Origin of the sequence: Caballeronia sp. GAFFF1 (assembly GCF_023630705.1) — a bacterium.
In the GTDB taxonomy this organism is placed as follows: Bacteria; Pseudomonadota; Gammaproteobacteria; order Burkholderiales; family Burkholderiaceae; genus Caballeronia.
Genome location: NZ_JALQEM010000040.1, coordinates 179,885 through 203,062, shown reverse-complemented (window position 1 = coordinate 203,062; position 23,178 = coordinate 179,885). Strand labels below are relative to the sequence as shown.

The following is a 23,178-nucleotide window of genomic DNA, read 5'->3' as shown; positions in this document are numbered from 1 at the left end:
CGGACGTGAGTGACCATCCGATCGGCGAGAACAGGCCATCGACTCGATCATCGCTGTCATTGTCTTTTCGACCAACGGAGCCGACCATGCTGCAATTGAAACCGCTTGACCCTTCTTTCCCGATCGAGCGTCAACTTGCCATCGACGCTGCCCCTGTGGTTCTGGTGAATGTCTTCACGCTGGACCCGGCCGACGAGCAGGCTTTTCTGAAAGTCTGGCAGGACGACGCGGCATTCATGAAGCAGCAGCCGGGCTTCATTTCGACGCAACTGCACCGGGCAGTCGGAGCCAGTCCCACGTATTTGAACTATGCTGTCTGGGAATCGAATGCGCACTTTCGCGCGGCATTCGGTCATCCGGATTTCAGGGCGAGCCTCGCCGCTTAACCCTCGTCGGCGATGACTTCACCGCATCTCTTTCAGAAGGTCGCGGTGCCGGGCATCTGCGTCGGATAGGATCGACCGGCTTTGCTCAATCTCGACGTGATCGAGATCCGCACCGACACTTCGCCCTCAGACACCGGCACGCCGGTGCTCACCGCCCCTCTCGCGGACGCGTTCCAAAACCATGCGGCGGCCCATACAAAGGGCCACCAGCGATTCAACGCGCCACACTGCCATTCAGCGAATCACACCAGCTCGCGAAGCAGTTGCACTTCGATCGGCCCTTCAAGGCGCGTCTTGAACGCCTCGGCCATGGCGAGAAAATGCGGTTCCTGCTCGTGTTGGGCGAGCGCTTCGCGGCTCTCCCATCTTTCGATGAACACGAACCGCCCAGCATGCTCTGGATCGGTATGCGCGGTGTAGAGCCGGCAGCCGGATTCGTGACGCGTGGCGGAAACGCAAGTTCTGATGATGCCTTCTACTTCTGCTTCCATCCCGGCTCGCGCCTGAACCGTTGCAACGACAGTGACTTCTTCGGACATGAGACCTGCTCCTCTTCAATTGACGATTTCGATAACGACTTTGCCCACCGCTTCGCCCTTGTCCAGGCGTGCGTGAGCGGCTGCGGTGTCCGCAAGCTGGAAGCGGACGGGATCAACGACCGGTGACAGCTTGCCTTCATCCACCAGCGCGGCAATCTTGCGCAAGATGACGCCGTGGTCCTCGAGCCGCTGGCCCGTCAACATCGGCAACAACATGAAAATGCCGATGAGGTCCAGACTGCGCCCGAGCACCGGCGCGAGATTGTGCTGCCCCCACGCGGCGCAAGTTACGAGCCTCCCGTACAGGCGGGTCGCCATGGCGGACTTTTCGAGCGTCGGCCCGCCCACCGTGTCGTACACGATGTCGAAGCCTCGGCCATCCGTGTATCGGGCAACATAGTCCTCGGTTGGCATGTCGCGATAGGGAATCGCCACGGCGCCGAGGCGCTCGGCCAGCGCGAGCTTTTCGGGCGTTGATGCCGTCGCGAACACCTGCGCGCCGAAGATCTTCGCGAGCTGAATGGCGATATGGCCGACACCGCCTGCCGCCGCATGGACGAGGACCTTCTCATTGAGGCTGACCTTCGCGCGATCCACGAGACCTTCCCAGGCCGTGATTGCGACGAGCGGGAGCGCAGCGGCTTCACGCATCGAGAGGCGGGCCGGTTTCGGGGCGACGAGGCGCGCGTCGACCACCATGTATTCGGCGAGCGATCCCGCTCTGCCTTTGACGCCGCCAGCACAGCCGTACACCGCGTCACCCACGTCGAAATCCTCGACGCCTGCCCCGACCTCCGCGACGATCCCGGCGAAGTCCATGCCCAGGATCGCCGGGAGCGCGGGCGCGGCCGGGCCGAGTTCGCCCGCCTTGATCTTGAGATCGGCCGGGTTGACACCTGACGCGTGCACGGCGACGAGCAGTTCGCCCGCGTTGGGTTCGGGGACCGCGAGCGTATCAAGGACTTGCCCTTCGACGCCGAAATTGTTCAATACAAAAGCTTTCATAGATGACCTTCTTAACCGGAAGAAGGACGATAGCGCCCGCGGCAGCATTTGCAAAACGACTAATTCCAATCCCGTGCATGAGTGCCGCTAATGCTAAGATCCGGCCTTTTTCTTTTCAGCGCGCATTGCAATGACGACGCCTCGGCTCGATCTCGACAGTCTCCGGACATTCCTGGCTATCGCAGACGGCGGGAGCTTCACGGCAGCGGCCGCGAGTGTTGGACGGACGCAATCGGCCATCAGCCTCAAGATTCGGAAGCTGGAGGAAGCGCTAGACAAGCAGCTGTTCGAGCGCAACGCTCACCGCACGACACTCACGCCCGCTGGCGAACTGCTGCTGGGCTACGCTCGGCGCCTCGTCCGTGACAGCGACGCCGCGCTCGCGCACTTGCGGGCCTCCGAGGCGACCGGGACGATACGGCTCGGCATCGGCGAACTGTTCGTGCCGGATCATCTGCCGCGCGTGCTGACGCGCTTCCGGCAAGCGCATCCCAAAGTCCGACTCGAGGTGCAAGTGGGACTGTCGGCCGATCTGCTGGAGCAAATGCGATCGGGGGCGCTCGAGGTTGTCGTCGCTAACCGCGAGGGGGACGAACGCGGGGGGCGCGTGGTGTGGACCGAGCCACTGAGATGGGTCGCAGCCGATGACTTCGAGCTCGGCGACAGCGGGCCCGTGCCGCTGGTGGCGCTGCCTCCTCAGTGTGCCTATCGACGCATGGCCATCGATGCCCTCGCGTCCGTCGGACGTCCCGCCGACGTCGTGTACGCGTGCACCAGTCTGCTCGGAGTCGAGGCGGCCATCGCCGCAGGGTCGGGCCTTGCCATACTGGGTCAGTCATCGCTCGCACGGAACCCGGGCTTGCGTGACCTGAGCCCGCACTTGCCGCCGCTGCCCGCATGCGAGATCGCCGTCTACGGCGAGGCAGCGAACAATGGCCGCGCATTGCGCGCGCTGATCCAGTTCATCGAAGACAGCTTGCGATCCGAGCCGGTTCTGCGGAAGACATAGCCCAAGGGGGTGATCGCCTGGCCGTTGTCAGGCTTCGGACGACCCACATTGCGCTTGGTCGAGCGGACCTCTCTGTCGCGGCTCGGCACTTCCCGCAGCTTGCGGCACAAGATGCGATCGTGTTACCTTTGTTACCGATAACATATTATTCGATCCAGCCCCGCGAGCCCGAGATGTTACCGGTAACTAGCGATGCGCGGTTCGACGATGCACATGCGCACCGGAGCGGCGGACGACCTGCTCGACAACGCCGGTAACGCCATCGCTCGGGCGCAAACCACACTTAGCTGACTACACATAGTACGGAGACAAACACGATGCCAACAATCACTCAGGCTGCCGCCTCCACGGCAGCCGTCGGGGACGAGGCCGAAGACCAGTTGTACCGGAAGGTCCTGAAGCGCATTTTGCCCTTGCTACTACTTTGCTACGTGGTCGCGTATCTGGACCGAGTCAACGTCGGCTTCGCGAAGTTGCAGATGCTGGATGCACTCGGACTCAGCGACAGCGTCTACGCAGTCGGCGCAAGCATCTTCTTCTGGGGATATTTCCTCTTCGAGATGCCGAGCAACCTTCTGCTCCACAAGTACGGAGCACGCTTCTGGATTGCCCGGATCATGGTGACGTGGGGCATCGTGTCTTCGGCGCTTGCCTTCATTTCGCCGCTGGCCAGTTTCTTCCATGTCGGAACAGGAACGATGTTCTACACCCTTCGTTTCCTCCTCGGCGTGTGCGAAGCGGGATTCTTCCCGGGCATCATCCTGTACATGAACTACTGGTTCCCCGCTCGGCGTCAAAGCGTCGCCATGTCCGGGTTCCTGATCGCAATTCCGGTAAGCCTTACGCTCGGCGGCGTGGTGTCGGGCTGGCTCATGGAGCATACGCACGGGCTCTTCGGCATGGGTGGCTGGCAATGGATGCTGTTGCTGGAAGGCATTCCGTCGATACTGGTTGCGTTCGTCGTGCTATTGCGCATGGGCGACGGCATTCAGTCCGCCCAATGGTTGACGGACGCGGAAAAGGCATTGCTGCAAAAGAATCTCCAGCAGGAGAGCGCCAAGAAGACGCATAGCGTGGCTGCGGCGCTCAAAAGTCCGCGCGTCTGGCTGCTGACGTTCATCCTCCTGACGTTCAACACTGGCTTTTATGGTTTGGCATTCTGGCTGCCGTCGATTATCAAAGCCTCGGGAGTGAAGAGCACGTTCAACATCGGATTACTGACGGCCATTCCGTATATGTGCGCCGTTTTCGCGATGATCTGGAACGGGGCACATTCACGCAAGACTGGGGAGCGGCGTCTGCACGCAGCGATTCCGGCGTGCATCGGTGGATTGGGCCTCATTCTGAGCGCTCACTTCGCGAACAATGTGCCGCTGTCTATCTTTCTGTTGACCGTTGCGACTTGCGCGATCCTCGGCCTCATGCCCATTTACTGGACCTTTCCCGGACAGATTCTGTCCGGCACGGCAGCAGCGGCAGGCATTGCGCTCATCAACTCTGTCGGCAACCTGTCGGGCTTTACAGGCTCGATGATTACGAGCGTCGCCAAGGATTTGACCGGGAACATCAATAACGGAACGTATGCGCTTGGGGCCTGCTTACTCGTCAGTTGCGTGCTGATTCTGGCGATTCCCAAGAACATGCTCAACGTAGAGCGAGCAGAACGTTAAAGCTTCGCTCCTCAAAAGCACAATGCCCACTCTCGAGTGGGCATTGTCGTTTCTCCCTGCTTCTAACACGGCCAGCGTGTTGCCTCATAGAACGTTCGGGGCAGATTTACAGGCGTCGTCTCGAATGACATCTGCCGCACGGCCCCGGAATGCGCGAGGTGCTCCGTCTCCGCTGCGCCCTTTGCTGCAGAAGTAGCAAGACCAAGACGTCGATTCCCGTTAGCCGGTCATTCTTTCCAGGTCGCCGCCTACCGTTTCCCCGGCTAGAGAAGTCACCGACCGTTTCATTCTCTATCGAGACGTCGCCGACTCGGCGCTCGATCTCGGGTGGAGCCGTCGTGCCTGATCCTGGGAATCGCTATTGCTCAAGCAGTCTGAAACGCAAGCGGCATGTCCGGGAACGGCGTGCGCACTCACGTACGCAAAACGCAGGTCTATCGACCGAAAACGAAGACATCGATGAACGATCCGATCGATTGCATTATTGTCGGTGGCGGGCCCGCTGGCCTCACCGCTGCCCTCTATCTCGCGCGATTCAGGCGCTCGACAATCGTGATCGACGACGGTCACAGCAGAGCGTCTCTCATTCCCATCGTGCGCAACCTCGCTGGCTTCGAGAACGGCATCAATGGGAACGAGCTGCTCGCCAAGATGCGTCGTCAAATCGAGTGTTACGGCGTGCCAGTCATCGAAGGACGCGTCACGGCGATCAGTGAGGCAGACGGCAGGTTCCTCGTCGAATACGGCAGCAATAGCGATTCTTCGTCCCGCAGCCTGATCGCACATCGTGCACTGCTTGCGTGTGGAATCCGCGACAAGCTTCCGCCAGTCGACGAGGCCGTGCGGCTGACGCAGCGCGGATTGCTCCGTTTCTGCGCGATATGCGACGGATTCGAAGCCCAAGGCAAGCGAATCGCAATGCTAGGTCCGGCGTCACGTGCCCTATCGCATGCCGTGTTCTTTCGCACGTTCTGTCAGCAGGTAGCAGTCATCGCTTCCGATCTCGATGCACTGACACAAGACGAGCGTGCCCTCGCGGCGGAGCATGCCATCGATCTGATCGCGACCGGGGCGCTCGATCTACCAAATAGCACCGAGGCGCCGCTAAACGTCGCCTGCGAGAACGGGCACCTTCATGCATTCGATGCCATCTATCCGGTGCTCGGCTGCCTCACTCAAAACGACCTGTTGAGCGGCCTGGATGTAGAGCGAGACAGCGACGGAATGATCGTGACCGACAAGCATCAGCGAACGAGTTCAGACGGGCTCTACGCTGCGGGTGACGCAGTGAATTCACTCAATCAGATCTGCGTCGCAGTCGGTGAAGCTGCAATAGCTTCGATGGCTATTCATCGAAGTCTGCCGGCTAATCCGCTATAGCGTGAGCGCATGCTGTCTGACGCATGCGCTCAGCTAGCCTGCTTATCGGTGCAACGTTGAGAATGAACCGGCAGCGCGCGCCCCGACGTCCGCTGCTATCCCGGCGTCGGCGCGTCGTGTCGAATCAACTTGCGACGTTTAAGCTCCGCCCAGAATTCCGCGGGTATCTCGGTGCGGAACGTCCGCAGGTTGTCTTCGAGTTGCGCGACAGTACGCACTCCCGGGATGCTGGTCGGTATCGCAGGATGGCCAAGAACGAATTGCAGTGCAGCGGCCTTGAGCGGCACGGAAAAGTCCCGGCATACCTGTTCCATCTGGCGTACGCGCTCAAGAATGGCTTCGGGCGCAGGGGCGTAGTTGTATTTGGCGCCCGGTATCGCGCCGGTGGCGAGAATGCCGCTATTGAACCCTCCGCCGAGAACCACCGACACCTGTCTCGCTTCGCATAGCGGGAGAAATCCGTCCAGCGCGTCCTGCTCGAGCAGCGTGTAACGGCCAGCCAGCAGCAGGCAGTCGAAATCGTTCCGGCGGATCGCTTCGTGAGCAACCTGCCATTCGTTGACGCCTAGCCCGACCGCCTTCACGACGCCTTCGTCGCGCAGCTTGAGCAATGCTTTCGATGCGCCCGCCATCGCCGCTTCGAACATCTCCGGCTGGCGCTCTCCGTGCGTAAACACATCGATGTCGTGAATCAGCGCAATATCGATGTGCTCGAGCGCTAGACGTTGCAGACTGTCTTCGATAGAACGCATCGTGCCGTCGTAGCTGTAGTCGAAAGCCATTTCGAACGGCAGGCCGTCCACCCACGGTGCGAATTGAATGTCGGCGCGCTTGCCCGGCTTGAGCAGGCGCCCGACCTTAGTCGACAGCACGAACTGGTCACGCGGATACCAGCGCAGCGCCTGCCCGCAGCGCGCTTCGCTCAGGCCATGTCCGTACATCGGCGCAGTGTCGAAGTAGCGTACGCCCGCGTCCCATGCCGCCTTTATCAAAGCCGCCGAATCCTCTTCGCTGATCGGGCTGAAGATGTTGCCGATCGGCGCGGCGCCGAAGCCCATCACCGTTGTTTCGAGGCCTGAACGCGGCCATTTTCTTTTGGCGACTGGATTCAAGTCTGTCTCCTCTTGTAAGTGAGATTGCGCGTCGCTTACTTGACCTTCGCAGCAGCCGCGAGCTTGCGCACGCCCTCTTTCGCATCCTCGTTCGAGTTCATGAAGTTCGTCACCACATCGGAAATTGCGCCAGCCGTGACCGGCGACTGAAGTTCACCGAAAGCCAGCGACGGCAGGAACCCGCCCGTCTTGATCGTCGCCTGCTCGTCTGCGCGAGACTTCTTGGCGCAGCTGTCGAACTTGTCCATCGGCACGTCCAGCCTGACAGGAATGGAGCCTTTATAGAGGCTGAACTGCTGCTGGAAATCGACCGACATGATCGTTTTCGCGAGCGCGATCTGTCCCGGTGTCGCGTCTTTCTTGCCGTTCTGCTGAAAGAACACGAAGGCATCGGCCGTGTACGTGTAGGCGTTCGATGTTCCAGGCGCAGCCGCGCAGACATAATCGACATCCGCCTTCTTGCTCGCATTGGCGAATTCGCCCTTCGCCCAGTCGCCCATGAACTGCATGCCGCCCGAGCCGGAAATGACCATCGCGGTGGCGAGGTTCCAGTCGCGTCCCTGGTAGCCCTTGTCGAAGTAAGAGCGGATTTTCTGAACGGTCTCGAACACCTGAACCATTTGCGGCGATGTCAGTGTCTTCTGGTCGAGATCGACAAGGGCTTTCCGATAGAAGTCCGCGCCCTGTGACAGCACGACCGTCTCCCAGATGGTCATGTCTTGCCACGGCTGGCCGCCATGCGCGACCGGCGTGATACCCGCGGCGCGGAACTTGTCGGCGAGCGCGAAAAACTCCGGCCATGTAGTCGGCGGCGTGCCGCCGACCTTGTCGAGGTTCGCCTTGTTGATCCACAGCCAGTTGATCCTGTGGACAGAGAAAGGCGCGGCCACGTAGTGACCGCCCGCCTTTACATCGCTGTCGATTAACGCGGGCGTGTGCGCTTTCCAGTCCGCCGCAGGCGCATCGACCGTGACAAGCATTCCCTGCTCGGCCCAGTCCTGGATCAGCGGCCCCTTTATCTGCGCCGCCGAAGGGGCATTGCCCGAGATCACCTGCGTCTTCAGCGCCGTCATGGCCGCAGCGCCCGCCCCTCCTGCAATCGCAAAGTCTTTCCACTCGTAGCCCTGTTTGCTCATGTCATCCTTGAGCACCCGAATGGCTTTCGATTCACCGCCCGAGGTCCACCAGTGCAGCACCGAAACCTGTTCTGCGGCGAGAGCAGCATGGGCGCCCGAGACAAGCAGCGCGACAGCCGTCGCAACCGACGTCAGTTGTTGTTTCATTGCAGTCTCCGAATTTATCGTTATGGATCGAGCGACGCATGCGCGATCAGAAAGACCACGCATGCATGCCGGTACTACAGCTACAGATTGAAACCGAGTTGCGCCTTGCCGAGTGGAGTCAAATCGTCGGGCGTCGCGCGGCCGATGAAGTCGACTTCGAAATGGTCGGTCGGGAAGTCAGGCGGACTTTCGCCTTTCAGAAAGCTCGGCAACTGACGCTTCAGATACGCGTCGTTTTTGGCGCACGCCGGCGCCGAGGCGATATACATCACATTGCTGTAGCCCGCGCCCCGATGCTCGTCCTCGACGGCATGAATCACGTCGCTATGCCAGAACACGGTGTCGCCCGCCTCCATCTTCGGAATGGACGACAACGCCTCGAACAGCGGCGCATGAAACTCCGGCTTGATCGAAAGCGCGCGACCGGGCATTGCGCCGCACAAGTCGTCGTCGGCGACATCGTCCTGAAGCGCGCGCAACAGGATGTACACCATCGAGTTGGCAATGGGCACGAGTTGCAGCGTGCCGTCGCCCGGGCCTTGCGGCGTCAGCGCCGTCCAGCCCTGGAACGTGCGGAACATCGAGCAGACGGCAGGCGACGCGATCTCCTGGACGTCCGTGCGGAAAGCCGCGTCGAAGGCGTCGTACTCGCGCCAGTTTCCGGAGAAGACGTGGCGATACACTCTGCGAAAATTGCTCTCGATCCAGCGTTCAACCGACCCGCCGTCGCAGTGCGCCGACAAGCCGAGCGATGCCGAACCCGGCGGCCGCCGGCGCAGACGGTCGGCGTAGACGGGCACATGTTCCGGATCGAAGTGAACGCGTCCGTCGCTTTCATTGCGCCAGAGTTTGTTGAGGAAGACGCGCGCCGCGGTCAGCGATTCGGACTGACGGGCCAGCACTTGCGGCTTCGACCAGTACACGCCGTAGATCTGCGGCTTGCTCGAAGCCAGCTGACCGAAGTACTTGTCCTCGGCCCGGTTTTCGAGGCGCTTGTCCAGATCATTCCGCTCGACGTATTGCGCGATATCGTCATCCCATTGCTGCACCTGCGCGCGCGGGAACACATTACGTATCACGCATGCGCCGCGCGATTTGACGAGCGCGATCTGGTCGGCCGTCACGCGCTTTTCGGTGATGTTGGAGAACTGAATCTCCGGAATGACGTTCTCTCCGCGATCCCGCTGCGCTGCGATTCGCTTTGCCGCTTCACAGATCGATTCTTCGACTTCGGCGAAGACCTCCCGGTAGTTCGGCAACGCCGCGCGAAGCTCCTTCTTAGCCTGCCGGATTGCCGCCGGCACGTCGTCGATTATGAGCGCCATGCTTGTCCCCTTGTGGTTCATCGTGGCGATAGCATATGACGCGTACTCGCAACCGGGTGATACTATCCAGTCGATTCATTTGCGCTTTCGGCCATGAAACCTGCATACGAGCATGTCGAGTTCGGCGAAGATTGTTCGGTCCGGGTTTACCATCGGCGGCTTCCGCGTATCCCGTTCGAGTGGCATCACCATCCCGAGTACGAGTTGACCCTGACGATGAACAGTCACGGCAAGCGCTACATTGGGGACTCGGTCAACGACTACGGCGCGGAAGATCTCGTGCTCGTCCCGCCCGATCTGCCGCATACGTGGGCCTCCAACCGCTCTATCGAGCCGTCTTCGCCGCAAGTGGCCATCGTTATCTGGTTCGACGGCGACTGGGCGCGGCGCATGGCGGATTGCTGCCGCGAATATGAACCGCTGCGCAGGCTCTTGCGCAGAGCCGCGTGCGGGCTGGCGTTCGAGGCGCCCGCCGGTGAATGGATGCGCGGCCGTCTGGACGCGTTGCTTTCGAACGTGGCGCGCGAACGACTGAGCGCGGCGCTCGACATTCTCTGCACGCTCGCCGACGCGCCCGGCCGGCCGCTCGCTTCACCGAGCGCCTTCGATCAGGCGACGACAGGGCCGTCCGGCCATGAACCGGAGCGAATCAACCGCGTGCTTTCGATGATCGATGCGCGTTTTGCGGAACCGCTGCGGCTGTCGGAACTGTGCGCAGCGGCGAGTTTGTCGGAGCGCACGCTCACGCGATACTTCGTCCAGCATATTGGCGAGAGCGTCGGACGGTATATCGCCCGTGTTCGGATCGGGCACGCCTGCCGCATGCTCGCTGATACCTCGCTTCCCGTGGCCGTGATCGCTGCCCGCTCGGGCTTCGCGAACGTCGCCAATTTCAATCGCCAGTTCAAGGCCGCGAGGCACACGACACCGGCCGAATACCGGCGGCAGTTCGCGGCGGCGGCGCCTGCTGGTCACGACGATGCGGCCTTGCTGACCGAGCGCTCGCCTTCGCTCGAACGCGAGCGCAAACCATCCGGCGAGAGAAAGCGGCGAAGCGAGCGCGACCGAAGGGCCTAGTGTCTCACCTGCGCGGCGTGCTCTTGAGTCACCGGCAACGCGACGCCGCCTGACGCGTCGCGTTGCGTGATCTCGGCAAGCGCGGCTTCGTCGCGGGCGATCACGCCGGGAAGATGCGCACGCAGGAAGTCGACCCAGGTACGCGTCTTTGCATCGATGAATTTGCGCGACGCATAGAGCGCATAGAGATTCGTGGGCTGAAGCGTATGCTGCGGCAGCACGCGCACGAGCGAACCGTTGCGCAAGCCGTCGATTGCGGCATAGAGCGGCAGCATGCCGATGCCCATGCCCTCGCGAATCGCCACCACAAGCGACTCCGCGATATTCACCTGCACCGGCCCGCTGATCTGCAAGGTCTCGCGGTCTTGCGGACCTTCGAGCGTCCATTCGCGCGCGGGAAATGCCGGCGTCTGCAAGGTGAGGCAATCGTGGTCCGCGAGGTCGGCAGGCTGCATCGGTACGCCGCGTGCGCGAATGTACTCGGGCGACGCGCACAGAATGCTGAACGTGCTGCCGAGCCGATGTGAAATCACTTCCGAATCGGACAGCGCGGCTGCCGAGACGACCGCGACATCGCTGCTGCCTTCGAAGAGATCGGGCATGCGCTGCGACAGCGTCAATTCGACCTTCACGTCCGGATACAGCGCGCGGTATTGCGCGATGGCGGGAAGAATGTAGTGCTGCCCTACGCTCGCGAAGCTGAACATGCGTAGCGTGCCCGACGGGTGCTCGTGCGCGCAGCTCGCTTCCTCCTCCGCTCCGTCGATGTCCGCGAGAATCTGCACGACGCGCTTCAGATAACGCTCGCCTGCCGATGTCAGCGCAAGACGCCGCGTCGAGCGATTCATCAAGCGGGTGCGCAAGTGCGCTTCGAGTTCCGATACGGCGCGCGACATGGCGCCAGTCGTCGAGTTCATCGACTGCGCAGCGGCGGTGAAGCTGCCGGTCTGGATCACGCGAGCAAATACCCGCATGTTCTGTAGGGTGTCCATCAAAACGTCACAGTTGCCAGAAGGTCACTATTGTCCGCTGAATAGTTAGACCTATTGTTATTGTTTCTGGAAAGAATGTTCCCTGATTCCCTCATTAATCGGCTGACGAGCGCTGTCTAGAATCGCTGCCTTCACGAAGAAGGCAGCGGGCAACAGCATGTCGTTCATGGATCGGCCGGGCGAGCGCGCCCCCTTCGCGCGAAAGTTCTTCGACGGCTTGCGCGACTGGCTGGCAACGGACGGCGCGCTATGGCTGCATCTGTCCAAGACACTCATTGCGGCGTTTCTCGCAATGGGCCTTGCCATGCGTCTCGAGTTGCCGCAACCACGCATTGCGATGACGACGACGTTCGTCCTGATGCAGCCATTCTCGGGCATGGTGCTCGCCAAGAGCGTCTATCGCTTCGCGGGTACGATGCTCGGCATGGTCGCGGCGCTCGTGCTTGGCGCGATATGCGTGCAGCAAGCGGAGCTATATGCCATCGGTTTGACGATATGGGTGGCGACCTGCACGGCGCTGGCGGTGCGATATCGGCAGTATCGCTGGTACGGCTGGGCGCTGGCGGGCTATACGGCTGCGCTGATCGGCGTGCCGCTCGTCACGGCGCCCGGCCAGCTTCTGCTCGCGACGCTCACGCGAGGCGCGGAAGTCATGCTCGGCATCGTGTGCTCGGGCGTTGTCAGCGCGTTGCTCCTACCGCGCCATGCAAGCGCCAAGCTCACCGCGACGCTCGCCCAACGCGAGGCCGCGTTCAGGGCGCTTGCCGCGGAGATACTGCGCGGCCGCCTCAGGCGAAGCGCGCGCGAGCGCCATTACGCCGGGCTTGTCGCGGATATCGTCGGCTTCGAAGCAACCCGGCGTCTCGCCGCGTATGAAAATCCCGCGTTGCGTCCTCAGCGCATGCTGCTCTCGCAATTGAATAACGCGTTCATGAATGCCTGCGCGCGTCTTCATGCGCTCGACCAGTCAGTCAAGCGGCTGCGCGCCGATATGGCGTGCCCCGCGCTCGCGGCATGCCTGAGTGAGTTTGCAGATCTGCTCAATTCGACCGATTGCGACCGGCACGCTCTGATGCGCTTCAAGATGTCGCTATCGGCGCGCCTGCCCGATGCATCGCACATAGACATCGTCACATGCGCGGAGCTATTCGACCGTTTGATCAGCGACATGGACCGCATAGCGCAATTGCGCGCAGCACTGTCCGCAGGTCACCGCGATGACGCGCCGCCCGCGCACTACGTAGCGAAGACGGACGGCTTCGTGGTCGCCACGACATTTGCCCGCACGGCGATGGTGATGGCGGCGGTCGCGGCCTTCTGGATCGCCACTGCATGGCCGAGCGGCGGGTTGGCGCTGATTGGCGCGACGCTGGCTTGCGGGCTGTCATCGGCATCGGCGCGGCCGGCGCGGTTTGTCGCAGAGATGGCTGTGGGAACCGCTGTAGCCATGCTCATCGGCTATTTCTTCTTGTGCCGGGTCTATCCCGCGATAGATGGCTTTCCGCTGCTTTGCGCGTTGCTTTCGGCACCGCTTGCCTTGGGTACCTTCATGGCGATGCGCCGGCCGACAGCGGGCTACGGCGTGGGGTTCTGCGTGTTCTTCTGCCTGCTGGCAGCGCCCGATAACGTCATCGTCTATGACCCGGCTACGCTGTTGAACAACGGCATCGCCATTCTTGTCTCGATGCTCGTCACGTCGGCGACATGCGCCATTCTCGTGCCGCCTCATACGCCGTGGCTCGTTGGCAAGACACTCGCCGCATTGCGTGCTCAAGCCGCGCTCGCCTGCGAAGGCCCTCTGGCTTCCCTGAGCGAACGCTTTCATTCAGGCACGCATGATCTGATGTCCCAACTGTTAGCGCTTTCCGCTCAGTCTTCGCGAGAATATCGTCGCGCACTGGCGTGGATGCTCGTCACGCTCGAAGTAGGACAGGCGATGATCGATCTGCGCACGCTAAAAGCAGCGCTCGACGTCGATGCGATTCCACCGCCGATTCGTCTCACATGGGCATCATCCGTGGCGCTCATGCTTCGTGACGTCGCCATGCTCTTTCGCATGCCCTCTAGTGCGTCGCTTCGGCGCGCGATCAACTCGGTCGTGCGATCGATCCTCGCTGCGGAAGCCCTCGTTGAATGCGCGAAAGCGTCGAGCGTAAGTGGCGGCGAATGCATTCGCGACCTGCGCCGGATTCTGGCCTGCCTGCATTGCATACGCGGCGCGCTGATCGATTCGGATGCGCCTTTTGGTGCTTCTCGCTGAACCGATCTTTCTTCTGCATGGAAATGTGCCTTCCGTGCTTGACGATTTATCGCCTGAGGCTGGCTGCCTATAGTGTCTCCATTGCCGAGGCAATTCACGCCGGCGGTAAGTCCCAAGGAGAGTTCGATGAAGTCGCTTAAATTCGTAGTCGCTGCAATCATGGTATCGGGCGCATCGCTCGCGATGGCACAAACGTCCGCGCCCGCTGCTGAAAGTAACGTGAATCAGTCGTCGATTCAGTCCCCGAACCAGCCGTCGAATCAATCGCAATCATGCGTCGGTCCGGCCAGCTATTGCACGGTGTTTTTCGGCGGCAGTTGAAGCGCGACGGCGCTCTAACAGACATAGCGCAAAAAGAGTCTCATCGTGAATTGCCGTGCGGTGATGCACGGCATTCGAACATACCGATCCAGCGCCGACAGCAGTGACCGGTCACGCTAAAGGCGCATGCGAGCGCGTGGTTCATGCAGTGTTGGTGGAGATACCGATGTTCGAAGACCGCATTCGTTGTGCCGCGCTACGCGGAAAGATCACATCCGCAGCCAATGCAGCGCAGCTCGTGCGCCATGGCATGCGCGTAGGCGCAAGCGGCTTTACCCGCGCCGGCGATGCGAAAGCGGTACCCCTTGAAATTGCGCGCCGCGCACGCGAGGAGAGCGATCAGCTGCGTATTACGCTCATGACGGGCGCCTCGCTTGGCAACGACATCGACCGCCATCTCACGGAAGCGGGCGCGCTGGAGCGTCGCTTGCCGTTTCAGGTCGATGCCACGTTGCGTCGCGCCATCAATCGCGGCGAAGTCATGTTCGTGGATCAGCATCTGTCAGAGACCGTCGAGCTATTGCGCGACCAACGCCTCGGCGCACTCGATATCGCGATCATCGAAGCTGTAGCGATCACTGAGTCGGGCGGCATCGTGCCCAGCACGTCGGTGGGCAATTCGGCGACCTTTGCGATGCTTGCGCAAAAGGTCATCGTCGAGGTCAATCTTGCACAGCCTTCGACGCTTGAAGGCTTGCACGATATCTGGTCGCCCGCGCCGCGGCCTTCACGCGCGCCGCTGCCGCTCGTTAGTCCGAGCGATCGTATCGGTGGCACTTGCATCGACGTTCCCATCGAAAAGATCGCGGCCATCGTCATCACGAATCAGCCTGACAGCCCCTCGACCGTGCTGCCCGCCGATGAAGAAACCGCGCTGATCGCCGGTCATCTCATAGAGTTCTTTCAGCATGAAGTGTCGCGCGGCCGTCTGCCGAAGACCTTGCCGCCGTTGCAGGCTGGCATCGGCACCATTGCGAACGCCGTGCTGTCGGGATTCGCCGCATCGCCTTTCGAAGCACTCACGCTCTATTCCGAGGTGCTGCAGGACTCGGCTTTCGATCTCTTCGATGCGGGCAAGCTCGCCTTCGCGTCCGGCGCGTCGATGACGCTCTCGGCCAAACGCCAGGAACAGGTCCTGAACGATCTCGACCGCTATCGCGACCGGCTCGTGCTGCGCCCGCAAGAAGTGAGCAATCACCCCGAGGTCATTCGACGGCTCGGACTCATCGCGATCAACACCGCGCTCGAAGCCGATATCTACGGCAACGTGAATTCGACGCATGTCAGCGGCACGCACATGATGAACGGCATCGGCGGCTCGGGCGACTTCGCGGGTAATGCGTCGTATGCAGTGTTCGCGACCAAATCGATTGCGAAGGACGGCTGCATTTCGAGCATCGTTCCGATGGTGCCGCATTGCGATCATAACGAGCACGATGTCGACGTGATCGTGACCGAGCGCGGACTGGCGAACCTGACCGGACTTGCGCCTCGTGAACGTGCGCTGACGGTGATCGAGAAGTGCGCGCACCCGCTATATCGCGATTTCTTGCGCGACTATTATCGCGACGCACAAGCACGCGGCGGCCACACGCCGCATTGTCTGGAGAAGGCTTTCGCACTGCATGAACGCTTCGCAAGGACTGGCTCTATGCTGCGAGACGCCAGCACGCTTCAGCGGGGCAGCCAGGAAGAAGCACGATGACCGCCGTCGCGTGGCCTTGACGAATACGTTGCCGCCCGCTCATTCTGGAACGAGTCTTTCTACGAAGGCTTACCGGAATCAATCGCTGCAAATCATAGAATGCGCGCACGCTGGTATAGACCAGCGACTAGCTTCTGTCCAGAAAGAGATCAGCCACGATAGAACGGAGCCACCGGTTGCCTGCCTCATGGTGATACTTCGCATGCCAGTGTTGTCGCACCGCGAACTGGTCGACCGGGAGCGGGCACGAATGTACCGCGATGCCATTGACTCGGGCCAGCGTCTCGCCAATGTTCCTCGGCAATGTCGCGATCAAGTCCGTCGATGCGATGATCGATCCCAACCCGAGCATGCCGGGAAGCTCGAGAACAACGTCGCGTTCGATGTTCTCGCGCAATAACGCTTGTTCGAGCTGCTGAGCCCCCGTGCCGCCTGCGATGACCACATGCCCCTCGCTACGGTACTGCTTCGGCGTCAGCCTGCTGCGCACCCGCGCATGATTTCGATTGACCAGGCAGACCCAATCCTGAATGTACAGCTGTTGCTGATACATACCGCCGCCGAGCCAAGGAACATGCCCGATCGCAAGATCGGCTTCACCGGACTCGAGTGCCCTTTCGGTGTTCCTGTCAATCCGGGCGGCTTCTAGTCGAATACCCGGCGCCTCGTCGCGCACGCGTGCCAGGATTCGCGGCAGAAGCGTGATGTGACTGGCGTCCGTCATGCAGATGCGAAAGCGGCGCTTGGCGGTGCTGGGGTCGAAAGAAATCTCCCATGCGGCAAAGCGTCGAAGCGATTCGAGTATCTCTCTGCACGGACCGATGAGCGCGTCGGCTTGAGGCGTCGGCGTCATGCCGCCCGGCGTGCGAACGAAGAGCGGGTCTTGCAGATGTTCACGCAGACGCCCCAGCCAGATGCTGATCGTCGGCTGGCTTTGGCCGAGCTGCTCCGCTGCCCGCGTGACGCTACGCACGTCATACAGCAGGTCGAAAAGCTGAAGCAGTTTGAGGTCGGGGAGTTCGGTTGGGATCACGGCGTATTGTCTAGCGCAATGAAACCATTGTAGCCATTGCATCGCGCCTTGCGGATGCATCGCCGTGTATGCGACGCGTCGGACCCGCAGCGATCACGCAGCCGCCGACACCACCGCTCGCAGCCCGAGCGAATAGCTGTCGATGCCGAACCCGCAAATCTGCCCTTTGACGATTTCGGCAAACACCGAGTGATGGCGAAACGCTTCGCGCGCATGGATGTTCGACATGTGAATCTCGACGACAGGCACGGTCAGTATCGCGAGCGCGTCTCGTATGCCGTAGCTGTAGTGCGTCCATGCACCCGCATTGATCAGCACGCCGTCGACCTGATCGGTGAACGCCTTGTGGATTCGCTCGCACATGTCGCCTTCGCTGTTGGTCTGATAACTCTCGACCGTTACGCCCAGTTCTTTGGCCAGCGCGTGAAGCTGCGCATCGATATCAGCGAGCGTGGCCGTTCCGTATTGAACAGGATCGCGCTTGCCGAACATGTTGTGATTCACGCCATGCAGCATCAGAAACGTTTTCATGGTCTTGCCCTAGTGTTTGCATTCGCGTCGTGCAGCCGCCGCGACGGACGTATCCACAACACATCCCGTCTTCGCGGCCGTCACGATCGCGTCGGTGATTCGAAGGTTCTGTAAGCCGTCGCGAGCGGTGACGAGCGGACTTGCTTCGCCTCGTATGACTCGTCCGAAGTGCTCCATCTGATGCTTGAGCGGATCGTCGCGCGTCACTGCGGCGACGCTCGCATCGAACGGCTTCCACCACGAACGATCTTCCGCTTTCGCGTAGGTCTTGAGCCGCATGGTGGGAATCGACAACGATCCGAAGGTGCCGGCGATCGCATAGCAATCTTCATCCAAGTACGACGAATACGCTTTGTTTTCCTGCGAGGTCTGCTCCCAGCTTCGCGCGCTCGCCGCTGTATCGGACAGCAGAAACGTGCCCAGTGCGCCGCTCGCGAAACGCAAAATGATGGCAGCGGTATCTTCGACCTCGAACCCGCGCCTCGCGTTCGATGAGAACGCCTGCACCGCCACGATGTCGCCGCAAAGCATACGAAGATTGTGGATCTCGTGAATCAGATTCAGCAAGATCGGGCCGCCACCCGGCGCCTTGCGCCACGGCGCATCCGTGAAATAGTGATCGGGCTTGAAGAACAACGCGCTGCCCATCACGGCAACGAGGGGACCGAGCGTCCCCTTTTCGATGATCTCTCTGGCTCGCGCCATGATCGGGCTATGCGCGCGGTGATGCCCTATGAGCACCGACGCGTCGTATCGGTCGGCGGCGGCAACGAGCGCTTCGGCCTCGTCGACGGTCGAAGCAATCGGCTTCTCCAGCAGCATCGGCAAGCCGGCTTGCATGCACAGCAGCGCGTGCGGGACGTGCAATTGATTCGGCGTGGCAAGCACGACACCATCGGGGCGGTCCTTCGAGATCAGCTCGTCGAGCGACCGGTAGTGCGGAACACCCGCGGTGGCGGCGACCTCGCCCGCCGCTGCCGAGGGATCGACGACCGCCGACAGCACGCAGGAAGTGCTTTCCCGAATCACGCGAATGTGTTCGAGACCGATGTAACCGGCGCCGGCAACGGCGATGCGTGTCTTCTCCATGTCACTCTCCGTGGTTTTCGGGGCCGGCGTGTGTCGCCCGCATCGAAATCAGATTGAATGCGAAGCCGACTCTCATAGTCTTCCGGATACTGCCAGGCCCCTGAAAAGCGTCACTCAAGCGGAACAGTCAAACGATCGATGACAGCGCGCGTCTGCGGGCGAACGCCACGCCACCACGCGAAGGCCTCGGCCGCTTGCTCGACCAGCATGCCGACGCCGTCGGCAACGCTTCGAACGCCGGCATCACGAGCGAGGCGCAGGAACGGTGTGAGCCCCTTTCCGTAGGCCAGTTCATAGGCGCCTCCAGAAGGACTGAAGACACTCGGCGGCACCGGCGGCAGTTGTCCGGTGAGACTCGCCGACGTCGCATTGACGACCAGATCGAACTGGCCCATCGATCCGAGCGCGTGATACCCGCACGCGCGCAGGAAATCGCCCGCCATGACTCGATTCACCAGCTCCTCTGCTTTCTCCACATCCCTGTTGGCAACGACGAGTTCGCCCGGCCCTGCGGCAATGAACGGCAGCAATGCGCCGCGCACCGCGCCGCCGGCTCCGAGAATCAGTACCCGCTTTCCCGCCATCGGCTGATGCAGATTCTCTTCGATATCTCTCACCAATCCAACGCCGTCGAAGTTCTCAGCGATGATACGTCCGTCCTCGAACTTCATCGCGTTGACTGCGCCCGCAAGCGTGGCCCGTTCGCTACGTTCGTCCGCCAAGGCAAACGCCTGTAGCTTGAAGGGTGCAGTCACGTTCATGCCCTTGCCGCTCGTAGCGATGAACGCTTTGACCGTATCGACAAAGGCGTCCTCGGGTTCGAGCGGACCTTCGATAGCAGCGTACGTCATCTCCTGCCCAGTCTCTTGCGCGAACAGACCGTGGATAAGCGGAGACTTGGTGTGCCCGATCGGGTTGCCGATCACCGCGTACCGGTCGCTCATTGCACGCTCCGTTTCGAGAACAATACGCCGTCGGTTTGCATGGCGTCGATCTCTGCCGCGCTGAAGCCGAGCGATTGCGCCACTTCCTCGTTGTGTTGCCCGAGGTCCGGTCCTACTTCGGCGATCGACGTATCGCAATCGGAAAAACGGAACGGCAGATTCGGCAGACGCAGTTTGCCAAGACGCGGGTGCTCCTGTTCCACCACCATGCCCCGCGCGACGATCTGCGGATCGGCCACGACTTCATCGATACGCTGAACCTTCGCGCACGGGACGTCGACGCTGTCGAGCAAGGCCAGCACTTCGGCGACAGGCCGAGATGCGACCCAGGGCTTGACGACAGCAAGGATCGCTTCGCGATTTGCATTGCGCCCGTTCAGGCTGTAAAAGCGCGTATCCGTGCCGAATCCCTCGGGTCCGCCATGACGTTCGACGAGCGCGGCGAACCGCTTCCACGAATCATCCACTTGGGCGGCAATCACGAGGTCGCCATCCGCTGCACGGAACACGCCGTACAACGTCGAGGTCGGCATATCGTGGCCAGTCTGCTCGGGAACGACGCCCTGCATGGTGTAACACTGCACTGCGTACTCGTGCATCGAAAAGAGCGTGTCGTACAGCGCCATGTCGATGTGCTGGCCGCGTCCGCTCTTGACACGACCGAGCAGCGCCGCGTTGATGGCTGCAACCGCGTGGATGCCTGTGTACATGTCGCCGAGCGAAATGCGCATGAGCGGCGGCGGCTCGCCCGGATTGCCGATCATCTGCATGATGCCGCTCTTGGCTTCTGCGATGAGACCGAAGCCTGCACGATGCGCGTCCGGCCCGGTGTGGCCATATGCGGAGATCGAGCAATAGACGAGGCCCGGATTGCGCGCTGACAGCGCAGCGTAGCCGAGACCGAGCTTGTCGAGCGCACCCGGGCGATAGTTCTCGATGAACACGTCGGCCGAATCGCAAAGACGCTCCATGAACGCCTTACCGCGCGGGTCCTTCATGTTGACGCTCACGCCGCGCTTGCCCATGTTGAGCTGCAGAAAATAGGCGCTTTGCTGATCGTCCAGAATCGTGGCGTGCTGACGTCCCGCGTCGCCGCTACCGGGGCGCTCCACCTTGATGACCTCCGCGCCGAGGGCGGCGAGACATCTGCCGACATACGGACCAGCGAGAAAGTGGCTGTAATCGACCACGCGGATACCTTCTAACGGACGGGCTTGCATCAGTTCGCTCCCGGACGGCGCGGAATCATCAGGCGATGTTCCCCGCGCTGGACGACGTGACCGTCCTGATTGATCAGTTCCGATGGCAATACGACGATGCCCCATTGCGGCTTGCTCTTGCTTGCGCGCATCGAGCCGACGCGAAACTTGACATGCAGCACGTCGTTGACCTTGATCGGCAGCAGGAAGTCCCACGTCCACCCGAGCGACATGCCCGGCAGGAACCGATAGTCACTCTGCGTCTTCAGGCCATCTGCTATCGACAAGCCGAAGAGCCCGTGCGCCACGATGGAACCGAAGTGGCTCGCGTTGGCGTAGTCCTCGTCGACGTGCACCGGGGTATGGTCGCCCGTGAGATCGGCGTAAGCCAGAATGCGCTCTTTGGTGACGGTGTAAGTTGGGCTCACGCATTCGTCGCCTTCGCGCGCGTCGTCCCAGTACTTTTCGGTGATGGTGCTCATGCTCACGCCTCCGCGCGTGGATTGATCGACAGCGCCTGCGCGACGCACGCTACCGGTTTCGCCTGAATCAGTTCGACAGCGAGTCCGTCCGGCAGGCGTAGCCAGTTGGGGCCTTGCGGCATCTCGCTGACACCGAACGCTTGCGCCGCTTGCAGGGCGGCATCGAGGTCTTCGCACATCACGCCCAGATGCGCTAGCCGGCCCTCCGGGCCTTCATAGCGAGGTTCGCTGACGAACTGCAGGCCGCCGAGCGTCCAGTACTGACGCGGCTCATCCACGGAGCCGTCCACTTCGCGCATGGTCATGCCGAGCACCTGCTCGAAGAACCGGATATGCCAGTGAATGTCCTTCACCCAGATCGCGACATGTTCGAGATAGGCTTTCGGCGCGCTCATGCTGCGGCTCCTTCCTTTTGGCGATCCTTCATCGCGCGCTCGATGCCTTTGATGCAGGCGACCAGCGTCGAGTTGACGGGCGTGGGCACGCCGAGACGTTCGCCCCAACGCACCACTGCTCCGTTGATGAAGTCGATCTCCGTGACCGATGCCTTCTCCAGGCTTTGCAGCATCGAGGTCTTGAATGCGGGCGACAGGCCCTCCGCTGCCATCTTCCAGGCGTCCTCGGCAGTTGCAATGGAAAGCGTAACGCCCGCGGCTTTCGCCGTAGCCATCGCTTCTTCGATGGCTGCAAGCGATGTGGCCTTGAGAAGGGGCTCGTCGTAGAGCTGTCCGTAGGTGAGTCCGGTGATGCCGGTAATCGCGCCGGTGGCGACGTTGATCAGCAGTTTGTCCCACATCGTGCCGAGGATGTTGTCGCTGACCGTGGTCGTCAGACCGGCGCTATTGAACGCGTCCGCGATCGCGTTGGCGCGGCTCGTCATCCGTCCGTCGAGCTCTCCGATGATCGTGAGTTTTCCGGTGACGCCGGACTGGATATGGCCGGGCGCGCGCAGCACGCCGCCAACGTATGTCTTGCCGGCAAGCACGCGCTCCCGTCCGACGATCTCGCTCAGCACGTCTTCGTGACCGAGGCCGTTTTGCAGCGATAGCACGACCGTTTCGGCTCCGACGAGATCGAGCGCCCCGCGCATCGCCGAATCGGTGTGGAACGACTTGACCAGCACGATCACCAGGTCGACCGCGCCGACTTCGGCCGGGTCCATCGTCGCGCGGACCTTGACGCGGCGGGTGCCGCGCTCGTCGTCGACTTGCAGGCCGTCGCGCGACATGGCTTCAACGTGTTCCGCGAAACGATCGACGAGCCAGGTCTCGTGGCCTCCTTCGGTGAGCGCGGAGCCGATGGCACAACCGAGTGCGCCCGCCCCGAGAAAAGCGATCTTCATTGGCGTCTCCTTGACATGGAGACGAAGATACGACCATGCGCTCATATTGGCAATGCAATGGCTTCAATAGCACCATTGTCCCCGGCAATGTGGCGGATGGCTTCGCGAAGCCGATGAACGTCACCGGGCGAATACATTCCGTCTGATCTTTTAATGACGTTCCACGTCCAAGGCCGGCGACGCCGCCCGGCGGGCTTCGCCTGACCCGGACCGCACGCGCAAGTAACACTCGACCCCGCGCCTCTATTCCTTTTCGGTCCACAAATATTCTCCCCGCCCACCGCGGAACAAATCAGCCGTGCCCGTTGTTTTCGTAGCGAACACAGACGCAACGCACGTACACGGAGACAGTCATGCACCGCGCCATCTATGTCATGGATCAGAGCTTCTTCAACCTCGGCTGCTTCTATCGCGTCGACGTGCGCAGCCGCAGCGGCCGTCTGATCGAAACGCACTACGTCGAGCTCAACCAGATCACCTGGTGCTGAAAGCGT

At 61.5% G+C, this 23,178-nt stretch carries 22 protein-coding genes and 1 pseudogene; 9 read left to right on the top strand and 14 right to left on the bottom strand.

Annotated elements, in window-relative coordinates; all coding sequences use genetic code 11:
* Positions 1–86 precede the first annotated feature (86 nt).
* A pseudogene (locus NCR37_RS25135) lies at positions 87–455 on the top strand (antibiotic biosynthesis monooxygenase family protein).
* A gap of 173 nt (positions 456–628) precedes the next feature.
* Here the strand turns inward: NCR37_RS25135 and NCR37_RS25130 are convergent.
* Together NCR37_RS25130 and NCR37_RS25125 are read right to left on the bottom strand one after the other, a co-directional pair.
* A complete protein-coding gene (locus NCR37_RS25130) occupies positions 629–925 on the bottom strand; it encodes a putative quinol monooxygenase (RefSeq protein ID WP_250475517.1) in 297 nt (98 codons plus the stop codon).
* A 15-nt stretch (positions 926–940) separates the two neighbouring features.
* Positions 941–1,930, bottom strand: coding sequence for a zinc-dependent alcohol dehydrogenase family protein (locus tag NCR37_RS25125; RefSeq protein WP_250475516.1), 990 nt, complete (start codon positions 1,928–1,930; stop codon positions 941–943).
* Positions 1,931–2,060: 130 nt separating this feature from the next.
* Here NCR37_RS25125 and NCR37_RS25120 point away from each other — a divergent pair, with 130 nt between their 5' ends.
* From NCR37_RS25120 to NCR37_RS25110, 3 genes are all read left to right on the top strand, one after another.
* Positions 2,061–2,939 (top strand): LysR substrate-binding domain-containing protein, encoded by an 879-nt coding sequence (locus NCR37_RS25120; protein WP_250475515.1) that lies wholly within the window; start codon positions 2,061–2,063, stop codon positions 2,937–2,939.
* 317 nt (positions 2,940–3,256) lie between these two features.
* The gene (locus NCR37_RS25115; protein ID WP_250475514.1) at positions 3,257–4,609 is read left to right on the top strand and encodes an MFS transporter; all 1,353 of its coding nucleotides are present in this window, start codon (positions 3,257–3,259) and stop codon (positions 4,607–4,609) included.
* Between the two features lie 459 nt (positions 4,610–5,068).
* Positions 5,069–5,989: an NAD(P)/FAD-dependent oxidoreductase gene (locus NCR37_RS25110; RefSeq protein ID WP_250475513.1), complete on the top strand. Its 921-nt coding sequence runs from the start codon at positions 5,069–5,071 to the stop codon at positions 5,987–5,989.
* Between the two features lie 95 nt (positions 5,990–6,084).
* On the opposite strand, the gene NCR37_RS25105 is transcribed toward NCR37_RS25110, so the two are convergent.
* From NCR37_RS25105 to NCR37_RS25095, 3 genes are all read right to left on the bottom strand, one after another.
* Positions 6,085–7,101, bottom strand: a complete 1,017-nt coding sequence (locus NCR37_RS25105; RefSeq protein ID WP_250475512.1) for an aldo/keto reductase — start codon at positions 7,099–7,101, stop codon at positions 6,085–6,087.
* Between the two features lie 35 nt (positions 7,102–7,136).
* Entirely contained in the window at positions 7,137–8,384 is a 1,248-nt protein-coding gene (locus NCR37_RS25100) for an ABC transporter substrate-binding protein (protein ID WP_250475511.1), read from the bottom strand.
* Positions 8,385–8,464: 80 nt separating this feature from the next.
* The gene (locus tag NCR37_RS25095; RefSeq protein ID WP_250475510.1) at positions 8,465–9,709 is read right to left on the bottom strand and encodes a DUF1479 domain-containing protein; all 1,245 of its coding nucleotides are present in this window, start codon (positions 9,707–9,709) and stop codon (positions 8,465–8,467) included.
* Positions 9,710–9,802: 93 nt separating this feature from the next.
* Here NCR37_RS25095 and NCR37_RS25090 point away from each other — a divergent pair, with 93 nt between their 5' ends.
* Positions 9,803–10,786 (top strand): helix-turn-helix domain-containing protein, encoded by a 984-nt coding sequence (locus NCR37_RS25090; protein WP_250475509.1) that lies wholly within the window; start codon positions 9,803–9,805, stop codon positions 10,784–10,786.
* Here the strand turns inward: NCR37_RS25090 and NCR37_RS25085 are convergent.
* Positions 10,783–11,778, bottom strand: a complete 996-nt coding sequence (locus NCR37_RS25085) for a LysR family transcriptional regulator (protein ID WP_250475508.1) — start codon at positions 11,776–11,778, stop codon at positions 10,783–10,785. The two genes, NCR37_RS25090 and NCR37_RS25085, sit on opposite strands and share 4 nt — an antisense overlap.
* A gap of 157 nt (positions 11,779–11,935) precedes the next feature.
* Between NCR37_RS25085 and NCR37_RS25080 the strand changes: the two genes are divergently transcribed.
* The 3 genes from NCR37_RS25080 to scpC all read left to right on the top strand — a co-directional run bounded on the left by NCR37_RS25080 (position 11,936) and on the right by scpC (position 16,064).
* A complete protein-coding gene (locus tag NCR37_RS25080; RefSeq protein ID WP_250475507.1) occupies positions 11,936–14,038 on the top strand; it encodes an FUSC family protein in 2,103 nt (700 codons plus the stop codon).
* 126 nt (positions 14,039–14,164) lie between these two features.
* Positions 14,165–14,359 (top strand): hypothetical protein, encoded by a 195-nt coding sequence (locus NCR37_RS25075; protein WP_250475506.1) that lies wholly within the window; start codon positions 14,165–14,167, stop codon positions 14,357–14,359.
* Between the two features lie 166 nt (positions 14,360–14,525).
* Entirely contained in the window at positions 14,526–16,064 is a 1,539-nt protein-coding gene (gene scpC, locus NCR37_RS25070; RefSeq protein ID WP_250475505.1) for a succinyl-CoA:acetate CoA-transferase ScpC, read from the top strand.
* Positions 16,065–16,191: 127 nt separating this feature from the next.
* On the opposite strand, the gene NCR37_RS25065 is transcribed toward scpC, so the two are convergent.
* From NCR37_RS25065 to NCR37_RS25030, 8 genes are all read right to left on the bottom strand, one after another.
* On the bottom strand, positions 16,192–17,139 hold the full coding sequence (locus tag NCR37_RS25065) for a LysR family transcriptional regulator (RefSeq protein ID WP_284507029.1): 948 nt from the start codon (positions 17,137–17,139) through the stop codon (positions 16,192–16,194).
* 51 nt (positions 17,140–17,190) lie between these two features.
* Entirely contained in the window at positions 17,191–17,628 is a 438-nt protein-coding gene (gene aroQ, locus NCR37_RS25060; RefSeq protein WP_250475503.1) for a type II 3-dehydroquinate dehydratase, read from the bottom strand.
* A 9-nt stretch (positions 17,629–17,637) separates the two neighbouring features.
* A complete protein-coding gene (locus NCR37_RS25055; protein ID WP_250475502.1) occupies positions 17,638–18,717 on the bottom strand; it encodes a Gfo/Idh/MocA family protein in 1,080 nt (359 codons plus the stop codon).
* A 110-nt stretch (positions 18,718–18,827) separates the two neighbouring features.
* Complete coding sequence (gene aroE / locus NCR37_RS25050) at positions 18,828–19,661, bottom strand: shikimate dehydrogenase (RefSeq protein WP_250475501.1); 834 nt, start codon at positions 19,659–19,661, stop codon at positions 18,828–18,830.
* Entirely contained in the window at positions 19,658–20,881 is a 1,224-nt protein-coding gene (locus NCR37_RS25045; protein ID WP_250475500.1) for a CaiB/BaiF CoA transferase family protein, read from the bottom strand. The genes aroE and NCR37_RS25045 overlap by 4 nt, the downstream gene beginning before the upstream one ends.
* A complete protein-coding gene (locus tag NCR37_RS25040) occupies positions 20,881–21,342 on the bottom strand; it encodes a MaoC family dehydratase (RefSeq protein ID WP_206470018.1) in 462 nt (153 codons plus the stop codon). Before NCR37_RS25040 ends, NCR37_RS25045 begins: the two co-directional genes overlap by 1 nt.
* Before the next feature lie 2 nt (positions 21,343–21,344).
* On the bottom strand, positions 21,345–21,737 hold the full coding sequence (locus tag NCR37_RS25035) for a VOC family protein (RefSeq protein ID WP_250475499.1): 393 nt from the start codon (positions 21,735–21,737) through the stop codon (positions 21,345–21,347).
* A complete protein-coding gene (locus NCR37_RS25030; RefSeq protein WP_250475498.1) occupies positions 21,734–22,684 on the bottom strand; it encodes a ketopantoate reductase family protein in 951 nt (316 codons plus the stop codon). The genes NCR37_RS25035 and NCR37_RS25030 overlap by 4 nt, the downstream gene beginning before the upstream one ends.
* 353 nt (positions 22,685–23,037) lie before the next feature.
* Here NCR37_RS25030 and NCR37_RS28450 point away from each other — a divergent pair, with 353 nt between their 5' ends.
* Positions 23,038–23,172: a hypothetical protein gene (locus NCR37_RS28450; RefSeq protein ID WP_256465423.1), complete on the top strand. Its 135-nt coding sequence runs from the start codon at positions 23,038–23,040 to the stop codon at positions 23,170–23,172.
* Positions 23,173–23,178 lie beyond the last annotated feature (6 nt).

Bases quoted from the DNA above. Each gene is read 5' to 3' on its own strand.
- NCR37_RS25130 (WP_250475517.1), bottom strand. From the start codon at position 925: ATGTCCGAAGAAGTCACTGTCGTTGCAACGGTTCAGGCGCGAGCCGGG.
- NCR37_RS25125 (WP_250475516.1), bottom strand. From the start codon at position 1,930: ATGAAAGCTTTTGTATTGAACAATTTCGGCGTCGAAGGGCAAGTCCTT.
- NCR37_RS25120 (WP_250475515.1), top strand. From the start codon at position 2,061: ATGACGACGCCTCGGCTCGATCTCGACAGTCTCCGGACATTCCTGGCT.
- NCR37_RS25115 (WP_250475514.1), top strand. From the start codon at position 3,257: ATGCCAACAATCACTCAGGCTGCCGCCTCCACGGCAGCCGTCGGGGAC.
- NCR37_RS25110 (WP_250475513.1), top strand. From the start codon at position 5,069: ATGAACGATCCGATCGATTGCATTATTGTCGGTGGCGGGCCCGCTGGC.
- NCR37_RS25100 (WP_250475511.1), bottom strand. From the start codon at position 8,384: ATGAAACAACAACTGACGTCGGTTGCGACGGCTGTCGCGCTGCTTGTC.
- NCR37_RS25095 (WP_250475510.1), bottom strand. From the start codon at position 9,709: ATGGCGCTCATAATCGACGACGTGCCGGCGGCAATCCGGCAGGCTAAG.
- NCR37_RS25090 (WP_250475509.1), top strand. From the start codon at position 9,803: ATGAAACCTGCATACGAGCATGTCGAGTTCGGCGAAGATTGTTCGGTC.
- NCR37_RS25085 (WP_250475508.1), bottom strand. From the start codon at position 11,778: ATGGACACCCTACAGAACATGCGGGTATTTGCTCGCGTGATCCAGACC.
- NCR37_RS25080 (WP_250475507.1), top strand. From the start codon at position 11,936: ATGTCGTTCATGGATCGGCCGGGCGAGCGCGCCCCCTTCGCGCGAAAG.
- NCR37_RS25075 (WP_250475506.1), top strand. From the start codon at position 14,165: ATGAAGTCGCTTAAATTCGTAGTCGCTGCAATCATGGTATCGGGCGCA.
- scpC (WP_250475505.1), top strand. From the start codon at position 14,526: ATGTTCGAAGACCGCATTCGTTGTGCCGCGCTACGCGGAAAGATCACA.
- NCR37_RS25065 (WP_284507029.1), bottom strand. From the start codon at position 17,139: ATGCAATGGCTACAATGGTTTCATTGCGCTAGACAATACGCCGTGATC.
- aroQ (WP_250475503.1), bottom strand. From the start codon at position 17,628: ATGAAAACGTTTCTGATGCTGCATGGCGTGAATCACAACATGTTCGGC.
- NCR37_RS25055 (WP_250475502.1), bottom strand. From the start codon at position 18,717: ATGGAGAAGACACGCATCGCCGTTGCCGGCGCCGGTTACATCGGTCTC.
- aroE (WP_250475501.1), bottom strand. From the start codon at position 19,661: ATGAGCGACCGGTACGCGGTGATCGGCAACCCGATCGGGCACACCAAG.
- NCR37_RS25045 (WP_250475500.1), bottom strand. From the start codon at position 20,881: ATGCAAGCCCGTCCGTTAGAAGGTATCCGCGTGGTCGATTACAGCCAC.
- NCR37_RS25040 (WP_206470018.1), bottom strand. From the start codon at position 21,342: ATGAGCACCATCACCGAAAAGTACTGGGACGACGCGCGCGAAGGCGAC.
- NCR37_RS25035 (WP_250475499.1), bottom strand. From the start codon at position 21,737: ATGAGCGCGCCGAAAGCCTATCTCGAACATGTCGCGATCTGGGTGAAG.
- NCR37_RS25030 (WP_250475498.1), bottom strand. From the start codon at position 22,684: ATGAAGATCGCTTTTCTCGGGGCGGGCGCACTCGGTTGTGCCATCGGC.
- NCR37_RS28450 (WP_256465423.1), top strand. From the start codon at position 23,038: ATGCACCGCGCCATCTATGTCATGGATCAGAGCTTCTTCAACCTCGGC.